This window comes from Nonomuraea mangrovi (genome assembly GCF_042681425.1).
Taxonomy (GTDB): Bacteria; Actinomycetota; Actinomycetes; order Streptosporangiales; family Streptosporangiaceae; genus Nonomuraea; species Nonomuraea mangrovi.
The window spans coordinates 46,880-64,357 of sequence record NZ_JBHUFV010000046.1 but is presented as its reverse complement, the minus strand read 5'-3'; the positions used below and the strand labels follow the sequence as shown (position 1 = coordinate 64,357).

The following is a 17,478-nucleotide window of genomic DNA, read 5'->3' as shown; positions in this document are numbered from 1 at the left end:
GAGGGTCCTACTGCTGATGCCGAACGAGCGAGACGCGGCGTTCGGCCGGATCGTGGCCGGTCACCACGACGGTCGCGCCCTCCGCTGGAGCCATCCGCTGCGGGACCTCGGCCGGGACGGGCCGCAGTTCCTCGGGTCTGCCGACCATGTGGAAGTCGGGCGGGAACGGCTCGGCCCGCTCGATGAGGTCGCGGTAGAAGTCCAGCCACATCGCCTGGTCGAAGGTGACCGCGGCGGTGATCCTTCCGCGGTATCCGTACACGGCGACGAACCGGCGGTTCTCGACCGAGCCCTGCGCGATGACGACCTCGTCGGCGACGCTGGGCACGCCGACGGACTTGATGTTGGTGTTGAACTGGTTGGACCAGAAGACCGGCAGCGACAGGTGCGGCCAGCGGTGGGCCTGGTCGCTGAGCATGTTGTGGGCGGCGATCTCGGCCTGGGCGACGGCGTTGCCCCAATGCTCCAGCGCCATGAACTGGTAGTGGTAGACCGGGTGCGGGAACCGCGCGACGTCGCCGGCGACGAAGATGTCATCGGTGACCAGGCCGTTGATGTCGACGGCGCGGCAGCCCGCGTCGGTGGCCACCCCCCAGGGTCCCGCCGCGAGGCCGGAACCCTCCAGCCACTCGACGTTGCGGAGCGCGCCGAGCGCGACCACGGCCATGTCGGCCTCGACCCTGCTGCCGTCGGACAGCCGCGCGCCGACCAGCCGCCCGTCGGCGTCTCCTTCCAGCGCCGTGACCGTGACCTCGCAGCGCAGGTCCACTCCGGCCTCGCGCTGCATGTCAGCGGCGATGTCGCCGATCACCTTGCCGAACGCGCCGACCAGCGGAGCGGGACCCGCTTCGACGACGGTCACCTCCAGCCCGAGGCTGCGGCAGACCGAGGCCACCTCCGAGCCGGTGAACCCGGCCCCGATGATCAGCACCCGCCCGACCCCTGCGGCCAGCCGCTCGCGCATCCGGTCGGCCTCGTCCAGCGTGCGCAGCACGTACACGCCGTCGAGCGCCGCCTCCTCCTTCTTCGGCCATGGCCTGGCGCGCGCGCCCGTGGCGATCAGCACCTTGTCGAAGTCGATCTGCCTGCCGTCGGCCAGGCGCACCTGCTTGGCACCGATGTCCAGTCCCGTCGCCGGGGTGCCCGCGAGCCATTCGACGTCGATGTCGCGCAGCTGGGGAAGCATGGTGTGCTCGGCGTCGACCTTGCCCGCGAGCACCTGCTTGGACAGCGGCGGCCGGTCGTACGGCGGGTACGGCTCGTCGCCGATCAGGGTCACCGTGCCCTTGAAGCCGTCCCTTCGCAGGACGCCGGCGGCCCGGCCACCGGCGAGCGAGGCGCCGACGATGACGATGTGCCCGTTGCGCTTGAACTCGTCGTCACCGTCCCTGGTGGGATGGCGCAACTCGGGGTCCACGGTTCTGTGCTGGGTGGCCATCCTGTCGACGTGGATGGCCTGGACCGGACATGCGGCGGCGGCCTGCAGCACCTTCTCCCGCTGTTCGTCGCCAGGGTCGGTGTCGTACATGAGGGCTTCCTGGCCGTGCATCGTGAACGCGTCAGGCGCCAGGAAGGCGCACTGCCCGTATCCCTGACAGCGCGTGAGATCAACGACAACTCTCACAGCCACTCCCCCGTCGATCTGGGCCGGGACACGCCCCCAGGCCGATCTGACACCCCCTTACCCGGCACTCTCTCGGCGATAAGCGAGGAAAGGTCATGGATTGGGTATTTTCGCGGTCAGGCGGACGCCATTGCCCGCCGGCGGTGCGCCGAGCAGGAAGCAGCCCACGGCCAGGACCCAGACGGGGAACAGCATCTCCGTCCAGACGACGGTTCTGACGACGAGCAGGAGCACCAGCCCGGCGAGATAGCCGAGTGCGCTGAGCCAGCGGGGGAAGATGCCGAGACGGGTGGCGATGGTCGTGGCCGTCAGCGTGAACACGGCGGCCATGCGGGGCGCGTACTCGGCGAGCAGGGTGAACGTGAGATAGCGCCCGAAATGGTGGAGGTTGCCCGGCTGTCCGGCGGCCTTCATCTCCTCGATCGTGTCGAGGTAGGCGCCTGCCGTCGCTCCGAAGACGAGGAGCATCGCCACGTACAGCAGGCCCGCGCCGAAGAAGACCGTCGCGAAGAACCTGTCCTCACGCGCGCCGATCGAGTCCCGCAGGGCCCCCATGAACCACAGGAAGAAGATCCCGCCGTACGGCAGCAGCACCAGGGCCACCCGCAGGGCACGGTGGCTTGAGGTGTCGGCGAGGTACTCGGCCGCGTCGAGCGGCCGGTCGGGGAACGCCAGGCGCACCAGGACCATGGCGCCGCCCAGCATCAGGGCGGCGAGGATGCCCGCGGCGCCCGCGGCGCGGGGAGTGCGCAGGCTCTTCGCCGGCGGATCGGCACTGCCCTGCATGCGGTCCCCCATTCCAGCGCACCCTGTACGGGCTTTCGTATCCTTCCGCTACGGTGTGTAACCGCCCTGGCGGGCTCAGCGGCGAGCAGAGGGGCGTCAGCGGGGTGTGAGCCGGGGAGGTCTCGTCTGGATCCAGGTCGCCTTCGGCGCGGTGTACTCCTCGACGGCGTGCAGGGACTTGTCGCGCGCGGTGCCCGACTGCCCGAACCCGCCCCACGGGACCGACCAGTCGCTGCCGTCGTAGTCGTTCACCCACACCTGCCCGGCCCGCAGCCGCCCGGCCACGTGCAGTGCCAGATCGATGTCCCTGGACCACAGTCCGGCGCCGAGGCCGTAGACGGTGTCGTTGGCCATGCGCACCACCTCGTCGACCTCGTCGAAGGTGAGGACGGACAGCACAGGCCCGAAGATCTCCTCCTGGGCGATCGTCATGTCGTTGCGGACCTGGTCGAACACGGTCGGCGCGAGGAAGTGCCCGCCGGTCTCGGCGAGCACCTCGTGGCCGCCGGTGACCAGCCGCGCGCCCTCGGCGCGGCCGCGCTCGACGTACCGCATGACCCGCGCCTTCTGCTCCGCGCTGATCAGCGCGCCCAGTTGCGTCGCCGGATCGAGCGGGTCGCCGACGCGCAGCTCGCGTGCGCGCCGTACGACGAGGTCCAGCAGGTCGTCGACGATCTCCCGGTGGGCGAACAGCCTGCTTCCCGCGCTGCACACCTGGCCCTGGTTGTAGAAGATCCCCCATATCACCGCCTCGGCCACGACCTCGAGGTCGGCGGCGTCGGGAAAGACGATGTGCGGCGACTTGCCGCCCGCCTCGACGCACACCTTCTTGGCGTTGGACTCGGCGGCGTAGCCGAGGAACCGGCGTGCCGTCCGCGTCGAGCCCGTGAAGGCGAGGACGTCGACGTCCGGGTGGCGGCCCAGAGCGGCACCCGTGGTCGGGCCGTCGCCGGGAACCACGTTGAGCACGCCGGGCGGCAGGCCTGCCTCCATGGCGAGGGCGGCGATCCGGATGGTCGTCAGCGGGGTCTGCTCGGCAGGCTTGATGATCAGGCTGTTCCCGGACATCAGCACAGGGCCGAGCTTGTAGGCGGCCTGGTACAGCGGGAAGTTCCACGGGGTGACGCAGCCGACCACCCCGAGCGGCTCGCGGCGTACCACGGCCAGCACGTCGGTTCTCGTCGGCGCCACCTCGTCGTACAGCTTGTCCGCGGCCTCGCCGTACCATCGGGTCATGTCGGCCGACTTCGCGATGTCCCCGGTGAGCACGTCGCGGACGGGTTTGCCGGTGTCGAGGCACTCCAGCAGTGCCAGCTCCTCCCGGTGCTCGTCCATGAGCTCGGCCAGGCGTCGCAGCACACGGCCGCGCTCGCGGGGCGAGCGGCCTGACCAGCGCCCGTCGTCGAAGGATGCCCTGGCCGACACGACGGCGGCGTCCACGTCCTCTCCGGTGGACATCACCACCTTGGCGATCACCTCGCCGGTCGCCGGGTTCTCGGTCGCGAAGGCGTGACCGAGCGCGCCGGTGCGGTACTCGCCGTCGATGAAGGCGCGCGTCTCGGGCCGGAGCCGTCCGGCCATGGTGCTGATCTCGGCGACGTCGCGGTCGAGCAGCATGTGTTCGCTCCTGTCCTGTGGTCGGAGGTCGGCGGCGCCTCGACGGCGTCGTGGGGCCGTGGCGGTCATCGCGAGGAGGCCGGTACGGCCAGGGCCGGGCGGTCGAGAGAGAACCGGGAGACCGGGCGCGCCGTCGTTCCCGTCGTGAGCAGATCGACCATGATCTCCCCCAGGACCGGGCCGAACTTGAAGCCGTGACCCGAGCATGCCGACGCGACGCCGATCGTGGCCTGGCCGGGAAGCAGGTCGAGGACGAAGTCCTCGTCGGGTGTCATGGTGTACCGGCAGGTCTCGGCACGGACGAGCGGCCCGAGTCCCGGCAGCCGGTGGCGGGCGTGTGCCATGAGCCGCTTGAGCGCCGGCTCGTGCACGACTCCTGACAGATCGCCGGCATCGATCTCCGGGCCGTCGCGGTCGAGCATGAGCTTCACGCCGCCGCCCGGCTCGAGCTCGGGGAACATCGAGATCATCGGGGGCCGGCCGGCCCGGTGCTCGATCATGACGGGGAAGCGGTCAGGCCCGAAGGCGGTGGAGGGGGCGGCGAAGTAGGCGACCTGCTCGCGCGTCACCGACAGCGGAAGGGGGCGTCCCATCTCGGCCAGCAGCGGACGGGTCCACGATCCCGCGGCGATCACGGCCGCCGCGGCGCGAACGTCCACGCCGTTGACGTCGGCGGCCACTCCGCCGGGCACGGGCCTGAGCCGGCGCACGCGTGCCTGCTCGCGTATCTCGGCCCCGTGCGCCCTGGCATCCGTGGCCAGCGCGCGTACACAGGTGTCGGCGTCGAGCACACCGGCGTCCTGCTGGTAGAGGCCCTCCATGCCGGGGTCCGGGCGCAGCTGCGGGAACCGGCCGGCCAGCTCGTCCGGCGACAGCCGCTCGAATTCGACGTCGCACGCCTCCATCGTCCTGGCGGTGGCCCGCAATGACGGCGTGTCGGCTGAACCGAAGTCGAGCCCGCCGGTCCCGCGCAGCAGCCGCTGCCGGACATCGTGCCCCACCCTCCGCCACAGCCCGTAGGCCTCGCGCGCGAGAGCGACGTAGTCGGCGCCGTCGTAGGCGAGTCGGATGATGCGGGACGGCCCGTGGGAACTTCCGTGGGGGTTGCCGATGTGGAACTGCTCGACCAGGAGGGTGCGCAGTCCCCGCCGGGCGGCGGCCGAGGCCGTGGCGGTACCCGTCACTCCCCCGCCGACCACCAGCAGGTCCAGGGCGCTCACCGGTCGTACAGGTGGTAGTGGGTCACACGGGATTCCTTCTCCAGCAGGTAGTCGCTGTCGAAGTCGTAGTACTTGGCGACGGTGACGTCGTCGCCTGCGAAGGCGGCGATCGACCGCTCGGACTCCCAGAACGTCAGCGTGAGGAAGTGGGCCGCCTCCGCGTCCTCGTGGTGCAGCACGTAGGCGCCCTGGTTGCCGGGGGTGGAGCGGTAGTCGGGGATGGCGACTTCGCGCATCAGCCTCAGGTAGTCGCCGGATTTGTCGAGCGAGGTGGCGCCGTGCCAGATACGGGCGATCATCGTCTTCCTCCCCATGAGGACTTCTGTACTGGTACAGTTGTTCATCTGTTCTGTCATAGAAGCATCCAGCGTGGTGAGAGGTCAAGGCGCTCGGCATGATGAACCCAGGCGTCGGCGACGAGGAGGCACAGTGAGCGGTTGGCAGGACGTCATCACCGGACGCAGCAGGAAGGAGCTGGTGCTCAGCGTCGAGCGCGCGGTCAGCGCCGGAACGCTGGCGCCCGGCCAGCCGCTCCCCTCCGTCCGCGTCCTTGCCCGCCATCTCGGCGTCAGCCCCTCGACGGTCGTCGGCGCCGTCACAGAACTGCGGCAACGCGGGGTGATCGTGACGAACGAGCGCCGCACCAGCGTCGTCGCACCTGTACCGCCGCTGAAGCTGGACCTGCCCGCGAGCCCTGCCCCGCCCTCGCAGCCGCCTGGCATCGACCTCAGTCACGGCGGGCCCGACCGCGCGCTGCTGCCGAGCCTACGACCGGCCCTCCTCGCGGCCGCCGAGGAGAGCCACACCCCCCGGCTGTACGGCCAGCCCACAATCGACCCCGAGCTGCGTTCCCTGGTCCTGCCCCAGTTGCACGAGCTGGTGAAGGGGTTGTCCGCCGATCACGTCGGGGTCACCAGCGGCGCGCTCGACCTCGTCGAACGCGCGTTGCTGGCCTGCTGCCGCCCGGGCGACCGGGTGATCGTCGAGGACCCCGGCTACCCGGACCTGTTCGACCTGATCCGCGCGGCCGGGCTGCAGGCCGTCCCTGCCGCCGTCGACGACGAGGGTCTCCGGCCCGAGGCCGTACGGGCCGCGCTGGAGCGGGGGGCGTCCGCGCTGGTCCACACCCCGAGCGGGCAGAACCCGTTCGGCTCCGGCCTGTCCGGCAGGAGGGCGGCCGAGCTGGCCCAGACGCTCGCCGACCGGCCGGACCTGGTCGTGATCGAGGACCAGCACCTGTCGCTCATGGAACCGCCGCGCGCCAGCCTGGCCGGACGGGTCCAGCGGTGGGCGGTCGCGCGGTCCGTGGCCAAGTCACTCGGGCCCGACCTGCGGCTGGCCATCGTCGCGGCCGAGCCGCACCTGTTCGCCAGGGTGTTCGGCCGGCACGCGCTCGGCCCTGGCTGGGTGTCGCACGTCCTGCAGCGCACCGTCGTCCACCTGCTGCGCGACCCGGCGGTCCAGGCGGGGCTGCGGCAGGCCAGGGAGCTCTACGACGCGCGCCGCAACGCGCTGCTCGCCGAGCTGCGTTTCAGGGGCGTGCCCGCCCACGGAGCGACAGGGCTGAACGTGTGGGTGCCCGTCCACCAGGAGGGCAACGCGGCCGTGGATCTGGCTCACCGCGGCTGGGCCGTCAGCCCCGGCGGCGCCTACCGCAAGACCTGCCCTCCGGGAATCCGCGTCACCACGTCGACCCTCGACCTCGCCGACGCCTCCCGGCTCGCCGACGACATCGCCGACGTCCTGCGACCGCGCGCCTCCCGGCGAGGCTGAGACGGACCACGACCCGTCGCCGCGTCACCTGCTCACGCGTGGGAAAGCGGGTTCCGGCGCAGCCAGTCCAGCACCTCGGCGGCGTGCGTGTCCGGCGGGAAGATCGGATAGAAGACGTGCTCGACCGTGTTGCCTCGCACCACCATGGTGAGGCGTTTGTACAACGTCAGGCCGTTCGCCTCGAACGTCGGCAGGTCAAGCGAGCGACCGAGGGCGAACGTCGGGTCGGACACCATGGGGTACGGCAGATGCAGGCGCCGGACCAGCTCGCGCTGGTACTCGGCTCGGTCCGTCGACAGCGCGACGACCCGCTCGGCGCCCTCCGCACGCAGGGCGGCCAGAAGGTCCCGGAAGCCGCACGCTTCCTGACTGCATCCGCGGGCGCCGGGGATCTCGTCCCAGCCCTGGGGATGTCGGCCCCCGGCTTGCCGGTCAGCGGATAGACGAACAGTACCCAGCGTCCGTCGCACACGTCGTCGAGCCGTACCTCTCCGCCGTCGGTGGCGGGGAACGCGAGCTTCGGCAAGGTGAGCCCCGGCAGGTGCCGGGCGGCCCCGTCGTCGACGGGAGCGGGCAGGTCGTCGGGCAGGATGTCGGGCTGGGGCAGCATGTCAGGCGGCTCCTGGTCAGGGTGATGGGATCCGAAGCCCCGCCCTGCCGCCGCGTGCATCTGCCGCGTCAGCTGCCGGCGGGTCCGCGAAAGGCGTGCGATGAACGCGTCCAGCTGCTGGATCTTGCGGTGGTACGCCGCCAGCGATTCCGGGCAGTCGTCACCGACCTCGTGCCCCTCGCGCAGGCAGTCGAGGAATGGCCGGGTTTCCTTCGGTGACAGGCCGAGCGAGGTCAGGTTGCGGATCTCCGCCACCAGCCTGACGTCCTGCCCGCTGTAGTCCCGATAGCCGTTGGGAAGGCGCGCAGGCCGCACGAGGCCGAGGTCCTCGTAGTACTTCAGGGCCTTCACGCTCACCCCGGCGGCGACAGCGGCCTCACTCGCGCGCAACGGAATCTCCCTTCGCGTCACCTCTCTCCCCCACGCTAAACCTGTCCCTTCGGGTGCAGGTCAAGCGATCGTCTCCCCCGACCGCCGCAGGACGTGCCCGGCCCGACACGGATGGAAGCCCGCGGCTGGATCGGCCTGCGCATGGAAGGTCACGACGGCGGGCAAGAGCTCACCGTTCACCAGGCCTTGACAGGTACGCACATCCGACCGACAACCCACCGAGGGAACAGAAGTGATCACCTGTGTCGTCGACTACACGATCGACCCCACGAAGCTGGCCGCGTTCGAGGAGTTCGCGCGCCGTTGGATCGCGTTGGTGAACCGGCACGGCGGATCACATCACGGGTACTTCCTTCCCGCCGAAGGCGCCAGCGACAAGGCGCTCGCGTTGTTCAGCTTCCCCAGCCTCGCCGCCTATGAGCAGTATCGCGGGCTGTTCGGAAAGCATCCCGACTTCATCGCCGCCGACAGGATCAGGGACGAGAGCGGCTGCGTGGTGCGGTACGAACGGACGTTCATGCGACCGCTGCTCCCCGACTAGCGCCGACGGGCTGCTGACCGGCGGCGACGCGGGACCGCACGCGGGGTGGTGACGTCGCCGTCACGCGGGCTGACGGCCCGCCACAGCCGGACGTACGGCCGGCGGCGGTGGCAGATCTTGATGCGCGACGGAGGGCGAGCAGGGAGGCGGGTATGGACCGGGTTGCGGCCGTGCCGGACGTCCGACGACGCCGGGCGGATCGGGCGAGGCAGGTCGCGGACCTGCTGAGGAGGCAGATCGTCCACGGGCAGGTCGCGCGCGGCCAGCTGCCGCTGGAGGCGGCGCTCGCACGCGAGTTCGGCGTCTCGAGGAACACCGTCCGCGAGGCGCTCGACCTGCTGCGCGACGAGGGTCTGGTCGAGCGCTGCCCTGGCGTGGGCACCACGGTGGCCGCCGAGAAGTACCCGCACGGCCTGCACCGGCTGCTCGGCCTGGCCGAGCGGCGGGCCGCCGCCACCGGTCTCAGGGAGCTCGTCGAGGTCCTGCCCGCCACCCCCGAACTGGGCGCCGCGCTTTCCGAACGGCTGGCCAGCGCGGACGCCGTGGTCCGGGCGACCGGGCTCGACGTGCTGCTCGGCAAGCCGTCGGGCGCGCTGGCGGTGCTCGCCGCCGACGGCGATCCGCTGGTCAGGGCCGCCGCGCTGGAGTCGTCGGGCACCGTCGGGCAGCCGCTGGAGGCGGAGGCCGTACGCGGGCTGAAGGACGCCGACTGGCAGGTGCGGGTGGGCGCGGCCCGCTGCTTGGGCGCGGCGGACCGGTCGACGGCCGTGGAGCCGCTCGTGGCGGCGCTGTCGGACGCCAACCTCGACGTGCGCAAGGCGTCCGTGCTCGCGCTCACACCGTGGGCGGCCTCCCCTGAGGTCGGCGCCGCCCTGCGATCGGTGCTGACCGACGCCGACGCGGACGTGCGCGCCTACGCGCGGAGGGCCCTGGCCGACCTCGAATCTTGACTGTTTGTTCCAGATCTGGACTAGAGTACCTCGCGTGGCAAGGACGAGGGAGTTCGACACCGACGCGGTCATCGACGAGGCGGTCGGCGTCTTCTGGCGAAAGGGCTACGCCGCGACCTCGGTCCAGGATCTGGTCGAGGCGACGGGGATCGGCCGCGGCTCGCTGTACGCCGCGTTCGGCAGCAAGGAGGGGCTCTACGAGGCCGCGCTCACGCGCTACGCCGAGCGGTCCTCAGCCGAACTGATCGCCCGGATGGAGAGCGCGGCCCCCGTCCACGAGGTGCTCCGTGACGTGCTGCTTCACCTCGTGGACGCGACGGTCGCGGACCCGGAGCGGCGCGGCTGCCTGATCACCAACACGGTGACGGAACGACTGCCGGGCGACCCCGTGGCCGCCCGCGTGGCCGGCGGGGCCCTCGACCGCAATGCCATGGCCCTCACCGCCCTGCTGCGCGGCGCCAGGGCGCGCGGCGAGTTGCCGCCCGACGCCGACGTGACCGCGATGGCCGACTTCGTCATGACGACGATCCAGGGGCTGCGCGTCCAGGGCAAGGCGGGCGCCGACCGGCGGCGCCTCGTGGCGGTCGTCGATCTGGCGCTATCTGTACTGTTCATTCACGATAGGAGTTCGCTATGACCACCGTCGCGCTGCTGGGTACGGGGATCATGGGCGCGGCCATGGCACGCAACCTGCTGAAGGCCGGCCTCGATGTCAGGGTCTGGAACAGGACCAAGGACAAGGCGCTGCCGCTGCAGGCGGACGGCGCCGTCGTCGCCGCCGACCCTGCCGAGGCCGTGACCGGCGCCGACGTCGTCATCACGATGCTGAACGACGGCGACGCGGTCCATGACGCCATGTCCGCCGCCGCCCCCGGACTGCGCTCCGGTCAGGTATGGGCGCAGATGAGCACGGTCGGCGTGGCCGCCCTCGAACGGCTCGGCGAACTCGCCCGCGCCCACGGTCTCGTCTTCGTGGACGCGCCGGTGCAGGGCACCAGGCAGCCCGCCGAAGCGGGGACCCTGGTCATCCTGGCGGCGGGGCCGGCCGACGAGCGGCTCGAACCTGTCTTCTCCGCCGTCGGCGGCAAGACGCTGTGGGTCGGCGAGCCGGGGGCGGCCACCCGGCTCAAGCTCACGACGGTCGGCTTCGGGATCGCGCTGACCTCCGTGCTGGCCGAGGCTCTCGCGCTGGCCAAGGGGCTCGGGGTGGACCCCGCGCTGTTCGGCGAGGTCATCACCGGCGGGCCGATGGACAGCCCTTACCTGCAGGCGAAGATGAAGGCCATCGTCGGCGGGGACTACACGCCCAGCTTCACCGTGCGCAACGCCGAGAAGGACACGCGGCTCATCGCCGAGGCGGCCGCGAGGGCGGGCGTGTCGGTGGACCTGGCCGAGGCCGCCGGCGAGCGGTTCAGGCGAGCCGAGTCGCAGGGGCACGGCGACGACGACATGGCGGCCGGCTACTTCGCCAGCTTCCCGTCCGCCTAGGTTCGCCGCCAGGCACGGTCGGAGCCCGCGGCGCGAGCGGGTTCCGGCCCTCGGCGGCCTCGCGATGAGTCTGCGGATCCGCGCGGGTTGTAGTCCTGAAGGACGCACCGACCCGAAAGGAAAGTCATGCAGACCGACGACGAGCGGATCCGCGCACTGATCGAGCTCTGGGCCGAAGCGGTCCACGGCGGTGACCTGAAGGGGGTTCTCGCTGATCACGCGGAGGACATCGTGATGTTCGACGTTCCGCCGCCCTACGAGGGCGTGCGCGGCCTCGACGCCTACCGTGACACGTGGCCGCCCTTCTTCCAGTGGCAGGCGAACGGCGCCTCGTTCGAGATCGAGTCGCTGGAGGTCACCGCCGGTGAGGACGTCGCCTTCGCCCACGCGCTGCTGCGGTGCGGCACCCGGGAGGAGTTCGCCGCCAACCCCGACAATCGCCTGCGGCTGACGCTCGGCCTCCGCAAGGACGACGGCCGCTGGGTGGTCGTCCATGAGCACCACTCCTTCCCTGTCGGTCCTGCCGTCGGCTGACCCCGGCGGGTCGCGGGGCGGCAGCCGCGCCGGTACGCGATCTCTTCGGCCGCCCCCTTACCCCGAAGTGTCGGACTCGGGTGCTTTTGTCGGTCGGCGCCGCTAGCGTTCCGCGCATCACAGCGGGCGGGAGCTGACGTTCCCGTGTGTTCGACGACGGCGAAAGGCGGGGCAGCGTTGGGTTGGCTGGCGGCGGGCGACGGGTACGAAGTCGCCCTCATAGAGGGCAGGGTCGCGGCGAGGGCCACGTCCGGCAGGGCGGCGGGACGGCAGCTGAAATCGCTGCCGAAGGCGTTAAAGGAGCATCCGGAGGTCGACCGGCTGCGCCGCCTCGCCGAGTGGCTCGACCGGCACGCCGCCGCGTGCGTGGCCCAGGTCGACCTCTGGATGGTCTCGGCCCTGCCCGTCCCGACCGGCCTGCTGGCCCGCGTGTGGCCGGATGAGGCCTGGCAGTCGGCGCTGCGGGACATGGCCGTGGTCGGCGACGACCCCGACGAGGTGGGGTTCCTGCGCGACGCCACCGATGCCGGTGAGCTGCGGGTGGTCAACCTCGACGGCGAGACCGTACGGCTGTCGCCCACGACGGTGACGCTGCCGCACCCGGTGCTGCTGCCCGATCTCGACGACCTGCGCGAGTTCGCCGCCGAACTGGGCCTCGTCCAGAAGGTCGAGCAGATCCACCGCGCCACCTGGCACAAGCCGGCGGAGCTCGCCGAGAAGGCGACCGAGGTGAAGGAGTTCGCCGGAGGCAGGTACGACTCCAGGTTCGGGCTGGCCGCGCGCGCCACCTCGCTCGGCTACCGGGTGTCCGGCGGCTACGCCACCTGCAGGGTCCGCGACGCGGAGCGCATCACCGAGGCCAGTGTGTGGATCGGCGAGCCGTACTGGGACGACGAGGTGACGACGGGCGGCCTCAGCTGGAACGACCAGGAGGGCAGGTCGCTCCCGCTTCGCGAGGTGGGCCCTGTGGCCTGGTCGGAGGGGATGCGGATGGCGGCGGCGCTCTACGCCGGACGGCGGGTCGACGAGGGGAAGGACGCGTGAGCATGCGGATGTCGCCGGCGGAGGAGCTGCTGAGGGCGGGCGCGGTGCTGCCTCCGGGCACCGAGGGGGCCGGCGAGCGGGCGGTGCCGCTGACCGCCAGGACCTACCGCCATCCGGGCCTAGACGGCCGGGTGGTGGTCCGCCTGGTCGCCGCCGAGCTCGGCGCGGCCGAGGACCTGGCGGCGAGTTTCCTCGGCCTGTCGCCCGACAGGGAGCCGGAGGTCGTCGGCCTCGGCTCGCGCCGGTCTCTCGGCTTCCCCGAGTGGGTGCTGGTGCACCATCCTGAGGACGGTCACCACGCGCTCGCCGTCGTGCCGGAGCTGGAGCGCACGGCGCGGCAGGCCAAGTCCAAGCCCAAGGCCGCGCTGGACGCCTACCAGGAGCTCGCCGGCAGGCTGGCCGCGTCGGTCCCGCACTTCCTGCCCACGTTCTACGAGCAGGCCGGCCGGGTGTTCCTCGAGGTCGAGAACGCCACCTACGCCGCGCAGCTGTTCGGCCACGCGCGCAAGGCGGAGGCGCAGCACGGCCTGGCGGTCGACGAGGACCGGCTCGACGCGGTGTTCCTCGAGTTCGCGCTGGCGGGAGCGCTACCGGTCAAGGTGCTGTCCGGCTACGCGAGGGAGCTGGCTGCCCGGTTGCCGGCGGACGAGGCGCTGCGCAGGTTCGCGCGGCTGTGCGTGCGGCGCACCGCGGGAGGGCTCCCGCCGTCGACGCAGATGGCGACGGATCTGCGCAGGCTGGCCAAGGCCGCGGGCGCCGACGCCGACGCCGAGGAGCAGGCGTTCCTGGCCCGGCTGCTCGGCCTGTCTGCCACCCTGCTGGCCCCGACCGGCTGGTGGAAGGCGCACCGTCCGGCGATCACGGCGCTGGCCCTGCGCGATCCCGAGACGCGCGGGAAGCTGCTGAACGTCATGCCGCAGGCCGGGGATCACGACCTGCCCGGTCTCTGGCTGGACATCCTCGAAGGGTCGGGCGCGACCGTGGGCCTGGCCGGCGGCGAGGTGCCCGAGCAGGAGCGGCCGGGCGACGGTACCGCGGGCTGGCTCGAGCGTTTCCTGAAGGCCCGCGACGAGGCCTGGGGCGTCCCGCCCCGCCTGCCCGCCCTGTACGCGCTGGTGGAGCGAGTGGCCGACGTCGTGCGGTCCGAGCTCGCCGCCTCCGGAGGGGCGCTGACCGTCGAGTACGACGTCGACCTGCTGGATCTCCTGCTCGCTCTCGACATCCCCGTGGCCGACTCGGCGGCGTCGGGCTCACTGCGGCTGGAGGAGTGGGCACGCGGCGAAGGCCAGCGCGACCTGCTCGCCCTGGCCGCCGACGCCCGCTATCACCGGGCCTTCCATTACGCCGCCGACAGGTTCTGCGACGACGAGGACGGCAGGCGGGCCGTCCGGCTCCTGGCCGGATCCCCCGGCGGGCGGCCCCTGCTGGCCGAGTGGGTGCGGAAGGTGGCCGCGCGGTCGTCGGCCGCGGGGCTGCCCGACCTGCCGGGCGCCATGCGGCAGCTGGCCTGGCTGCCCGGCGAGGCGCTGGCCCTGGCGGAGGAGGAGGTGCGCGCGGCCGCCGGCGCCGACGTCGCCGAGGTGCTCGCCAGGACCCTGCGCGCCGGGCTCTTCGACGAGCTGGGCTGGCCGGCGTGGGACGAGGCGGCCGCGGCCCTCGTGCCGAAGAAGGACATCGACGACCTGGTGGTCGCCGACGCCTGGCCGTACCTCGTCGTCGGGGGTTCGGCGCAGGTCCGCGTGCTCGGCGCCGAGGGCGCCGTGCTCACCCACGACCTCCGCGTGCCTGCCGACGACACCTGGAGCGACCTCGGCTTCCACCACGTGGACGGCGAGCTGCTCGTCTACTGGCAGTCCCGCGCGCTGGACGGCGGGCTGCGCGGATACTGGCACAACGCCCCCGACCGTCCGCGCCCGATGGAAGGCGGCAGCGGCCCCCGCGGCACCCGCATGGACTGGTACCGCGGCGACGACCCCGTCACCCTGCCGGTTCCCGGGGGCGGGCGGACGACCGGCCACACGCTGCTGCACAAGGGCGACACGGCCATGCCCGACGAGCGATCGGTGATCAGCGACGGCACCTCGTTCTGGGTGTGGACGTGGGAGGAGGACGACCGGGGCGGAGCCGACTGGCACGAGTTCGACCCCGTCGGCGGACGCCGCGGCAGGAAGGCCAGGCCGGGCTTCCTCGCCGACGCGCTGCGCTCCGCGCCGGCCGGCAGCGCCTTCCACGCGGGCTGGGTGCTGCCCGCCCCTTCGGACGAGGTCACCCCGGCCGCCGTCCCCGTGGACGGCGTATATGGCTGGCGGGTGGTGCGGCTGCCCGACGGATCGATGCGCGGCGAGGACCTGTCCGGTCGGACCGTCACCGTCGGACCCGACGGCGGGCCTCCGGTGCGCGCGCTGACGTTCCCGTCGGACGAGCGGCACACAGCCGTCGTGCGGCCGGGGAGCTACCAGGTCGCCCTGGTCGACGCCGACGGTGTCGTCACGGCCACCGCCAGGACCGACGCCGCTCCCGGCGCGTTCGCGGCGGGCACGCTCATCCTGCCGCCGGTGCGCTACTGGCACTGCCTGAGGCCGAGAGACGCGGACGGCTCCGCCGCGCTGCGCCGCGTCGGCAGGGACACCGCGTCCGCCCTGCTCGACGCGGGCGAGGCGAAGGAGAACGACCTGCCCGCGCGGATCCGTGCGGTGCTGCCGCAGGTGAGCGACGACGCGCTCGTGGCCGGCATCGCCGGGGTCGTGCGCTTCGCCGCCGCCCAGCGCACCGCGCTGCGCGACGTCGTGACCAGGCTCACCGAGGTGCTCGAAGGCGGCCACAGGGAGACAGCACCTGTGGGGCCCACGGACGAGCTGATCGACGCCGCGCTCAACGGCCTCGGCAGCTTCGTTCCCTACTACTGGCACCGCCAGGACACCGACGGCGCCCACCGGCACATGCACGCGATCGGCGCCGCGGTGGCGGAGGGCGCGCCCGCCGCGCCCGCCGGCCGCACCCACCTCGACCTGCCCGGCCTGCCCGACTCAGCGCTGCACTGGGACGCGCTGCTCGACCACCCCGCCGCGGCGGCGGTCAAGGCCGCGGCGGCGACGACCGAGGAGGATCACCGCACGGTACTGCGCGGCCTGCTCGGCGACCTGCACGGCCTCGGCCTGCCCGTCACGGCCGGTCAGGACCGGTGGCGCCGGATGTCGCTGCGCCTCGACAACCACCACGTGCGCACGGCAGAGGGCGGCCTGCGCGCCGGCACCTGGCTCGGCCTGCTCCCGCTGGCCGGCGGCGCGCTGCTCGCCTTCGTACGCTGGACGGTCGACGACGCGGGGGGTGAGTGGACGGCGCTGTTCCACGACCCCGCGGGCCGGTTCGAGGTCCCCGCCCCCTACACCGTCAAGTCATCCTCCCCTGTCGGCGGAACCGGGCAGGCGGGCTGGCTCGAGGCGTTCCTCGCCGAGCTGGACGCGCGGGGCCCCGCGCCGTGGCGGCCGGCGGCGGCGGAGGAGTTCGCGCTGCTCACCGGCGTCTCGCCGACGCTGGCCAGGCTGGTCGTGTCCGGCATGCCGTACGTGGACAGCCATGAGCGGAGCTTCCTGCCGAAGGAGACGCGCGCCGCGCTCGGGGTGAAGGTCGGTGACGCCGCCATCGCCAAGGACGAGCTGCGCGAGGTGAGCGTCACCGTCCGCAGGGCGGTCGTCGCGGCTCTCCTGCCGGACGACCCGGCGAGGCTCTGGACGGACGGCCCCGACGTCGCCCGCGCGGCCCGGATCTGGATCGAGGCGGTGGGGCGGCGCAGGCCGATCCCCGAATGGCTCGCCGCCGAGGCCGGCCGCGCGCTGAAGACCGAATGGGACAGCGCCCGGGCGCTCGGCATGCTCCTCGACCCGGCCGCCGCGCCCGAGCTGACCCGCGACCTGGTGTGGACGGTCAGCGGCGACCGCGTCGCGGCCACCGAAGGGGCGAGCGCGGGGTTCACCGGCGACGCCCTCGTCGTGGCCGTCGACACGGCGGGCTGGCTGGCGCACCGGCTCCCCGCGGGCGACCCGATCCGCGCGAAGCTGCCCGAGACACTGGCGGCGGTCCGCGCGCGGCTGGCCGCCCCTGGCCTGATGCTCGACCTCGACCGGTACGTCGACCTGCCCGCGTTCAGGAAGGCCGCAGGCGCGCCGACCGAGGTCACCGAGGGCTACGAGAGGTACGGCGCGCTCGTCATGCCGACCTACGACGACCGGCCCGCGCCCGGCATCCGCGTCGCCCTGCTCGACGCGGCGGGCGAGGATCCCTACCTGCGCGCCCTCCTCGCCACCGAGGAGCCGTTCCCCGTCGACATCGCGCTGCGCACCGCCCGCGACCCGCGGTTCGAGGCGCTCCTCGCCGACCCCGGCGACCCCGTGGCGGGAGAGCGTGACGCCGACGGCACATGGTGGCCGCAGGACCCCACCAGGTCGGTGCCCGACCTGGTGGTCGAGGTGGCGAAGGAGCACGGCCTCGGCGAGGACGCCGCGGCCCTGTACCTGATGCTGCTGGCCATGCCCGATCCCACCGATCGCCACGTCGCCCGATGGACCGGCTGGAAGCCCGCCAGGCTCAGGTCGGCCCGCGCCGAGCTGGCCGCCACGGACCTCGTCGTCGAGGCCACCAGGAACCGGGCAGGGCGCTCGCTGTTCCTGCCCGGCGGCTGGCGCGAGCTCAGGTCGCCGCGCCTTCCGCTGGAACAGTGGAAGACGCCCCTGTTCGACGTGTCCGAGAACCGGAACGGCCCGCTCGTTCCCGCCGAGCCCGCCGCCGGCCTGTACGGCAGGGCCTGGCGGCGCGTGAAGGACGGCGACGCCCCCCGGTTCGCCGAGCTCCAGGTCAGGCGCGGCAAGCGCCGCTGAGCCCGGTCACCTACCCCAATCCACGAC

The 17,478-nt window shown here is 72.6% G+C and carries 14 protein-coding genes and 1 pseudogene; 8 read left to right on the top strand and 7 right to left on the bottom strand.

Annotated features, from left to right (window positions below):
• Nucleotides 1–7: 7 nt before the first annotated feature.
• The 5 genes from ACFSKW_RS29790 to ACFSKW_RS29770 all read right to left on the bottom strand — a co-directional run bounded on the left by ACFSKW_RS29790 (nucleotide 8) and on the right by ACFSKW_RS29770 (nucleotide 5,546).
• Nucleotides 8–1,624 (bottom strand): FAD-dependent oxidoreductase, encoded by a 1,617-nt coding sequence (locus tag ACFSKW_RS29790; RefSeq protein WP_379575787.1) that lies wholly within the window; start codon nucleotides 1,622–1,624, stop codon nucleotides 8–10.
• A 93-nt stretch (nucleotides 1,625–1,717) separates the two neighbouring features.
• Nucleotides 1,718–2,422 carry a hypothetical protein gene (locus ACFSKW_RS29785; RefSeq protein WP_379575786.1) on the bottom strand — a complete coding sequence of 235 codons (705 nt, stop codon included), beginning with the start codon at nucleotides 2,420–2,422 and terminating at the stop codon, nucleotides 1,718–1,720.
• A gap of 84 nt (nucleotides 2,423–2,506) precedes the next feature.
• Nucleotides 2,507–4,027 carry an aldehyde dehydrogenase gene (locus ACFSKW_RS29780; protein WP_379575785.1) on the bottom strand — a complete coding sequence of 507 codons (1,521 nt, stop codon included), beginning with the start codon at nucleotides 4,025–4,027 and terminating at the stop codon, nucleotides 2,507–2,509.
• Between the two features lie 65 nt (nucleotides 4,028–4,092).
• On the bottom strand, nucleotides 4,093–5,247 hold the full coding sequence (gene solA, locus ACFSKW_RS29775; protein ID WP_379575784.1) for an N-methyl-L-tryptophan oxidase: 1,155 nt from the start codon (nucleotides 5,245–5,247) through the stop codon (nucleotides 4,093–4,095).
• Entirely contained in the window at nucleotides 5,244–5,546 is a 303-nt protein-coding gene (locus ACFSKW_RS29770; protein WP_379575783.1) for a hypothetical protein, read from the bottom strand. Before ACFSKW_RS29770 ends, solA begins: the two co-directional genes overlap by 4 nt.
• Nucleotides 5,547–5,676: 130 nt before the next feature.
• Here ACFSKW_RS29770 and ACFSKW_RS29765 point away from each other — a divergent pair, with 130 nt between their 5' ends.
• Nucleotides 5,677–7,020 (top strand): aminotransferase class I/II-fold pyridoxal phosphate-dependent enzyme, encoded by a 1,344-nt coding sequence (locus ACFSKW_RS29765; protein ID WP_379575782.1) that lies wholly within the window; start codon nucleotides 5,677–5,679, stop codon nucleotides 7,018–7,020.
• 32 nt (nucleotides 7,021–7,052) lie between these two features.
• Here ACFSKW_RS29765 and ACFSKW_RS29760 read toward each other — a convergent pair whose 3' ends face one another.
• Together ACFSKW_RS29760 and ACFSKW_RS29755 are read right to left on the bottom strand one after the other, a co-directional pair.
• On the bottom strand, nucleotides 7,053–7,490 hold the full coding sequence (locus tag ACFSKW_RS29760; protein ID WP_379575836.1) for a redoxin family protein: 438 nt from the start codon (nucleotides 7,488–7,490) through the stop codon (nucleotides 7,053–7,055).
• A 218-nt stretch (nucleotides 7,491–7,708) separates the two neighbouring features.
• A pseudogene (locus ACFSKW_RS29755) lies at nucleotides 7,709–8,041 on the bottom strand (MerR family transcriptional regulator); the annotation flags it as partial.
• Nucleotides 8,042–8,252: 211 nt separating this feature from the next.
• Here ACFSKW_RS29755 and ACFSKW_RS29750 point away from each other — a divergent pair.
• From ACFSKW_RS29750 to ACFSKW_RS29720, 7 genes are all read left to right on the top strand, one after another.
• On the top strand, nucleotides 8,253–8,561 hold the full coding sequence (locus ACFSKW_RS29750) for an NIPSNAP family protein (protein WP_379575781.1): 309 nt from the start codon (nucleotides 8,253–8,255) through the stop codon (nucleotides 8,559–8,561).
• Between the two features lie 152 nt (nucleotides 8,562–8,713).
• Nucleotides 8,714–9,511, top strand: coding sequence for a GntR family transcriptional regulator (locus tag ACFSKW_RS29745; RefSeq protein ID WP_379575780.1), 798 nt, complete (start codon nucleotides 8,714–8,716; stop codon nucleotides 9,509–9,511).
• 34 nt (nucleotides 9,512–9,545) lie between these two features.
• Complete coding sequence (locus tag ACFSKW_RS29740) at nucleotides 9,546–10,148, top strand: TetR/AcrR family transcriptional regulator (protein WP_379575779.1); 603 nt, start codon at nucleotides 9,546–9,548, stop codon at nucleotides 10,146–10,148.
• Nucleotides 10,145–10,999 carry an NAD(P)-dependent oxidoreductase gene (locus tag ACFSKW_RS29735; protein ID WP_379575778.1) on the top strand — a complete coding sequence of 285 codons (855 nt, stop codon included), beginning with the start codon at nucleotides 10,145–10,147 and terminating at the stop codon, nucleotides 10,997–10,999. Before ACFSKW_RS29740 ends, ACFSKW_RS29735 begins: the two co-directional genes overlap by 4 nt.
• A gap of 126 nt (nucleotides 11,000–11,125) precedes the next feature.
• Nucleotides 11,126–11,533, top strand: coding sequence for a YybH family protein (locus ACFSKW_RS29730; protein ID WP_379575777.1), 408 nt, complete (start codon nucleotides 11,126–11,128; stop codon nucleotides 11,531–11,533).
• A gap of 177 nt (nucleotides 11,534–11,710) precedes the next feature.
• The gene (locus ACFSKW_RS29725) at nucleotides 11,711–12,577 is read left to right on the top strand and encodes a DUF4132 domain-containing protein (protein WP_379575776.1); all 867 of its coding nucleotides are present in this window, start codon (nucleotides 11,711–11,713) and stop codon (nucleotides 12,575–12,577) included.
• 2 nt (nucleotides 12,578–12,579) lie between these two features.
• Nucleotides 12,580–17,451, top strand: coding sequence for a DNA-binding protein (locus ACFSKW_RS29720; protein ID WP_379575775.1), 4,872 nt, complete (start codon nucleotides 12,580–12,582; stop codon nucleotides 17,449–17,451).
• Nucleotides 17,452–17,478 lie beyond the last annotated feature (27 nt).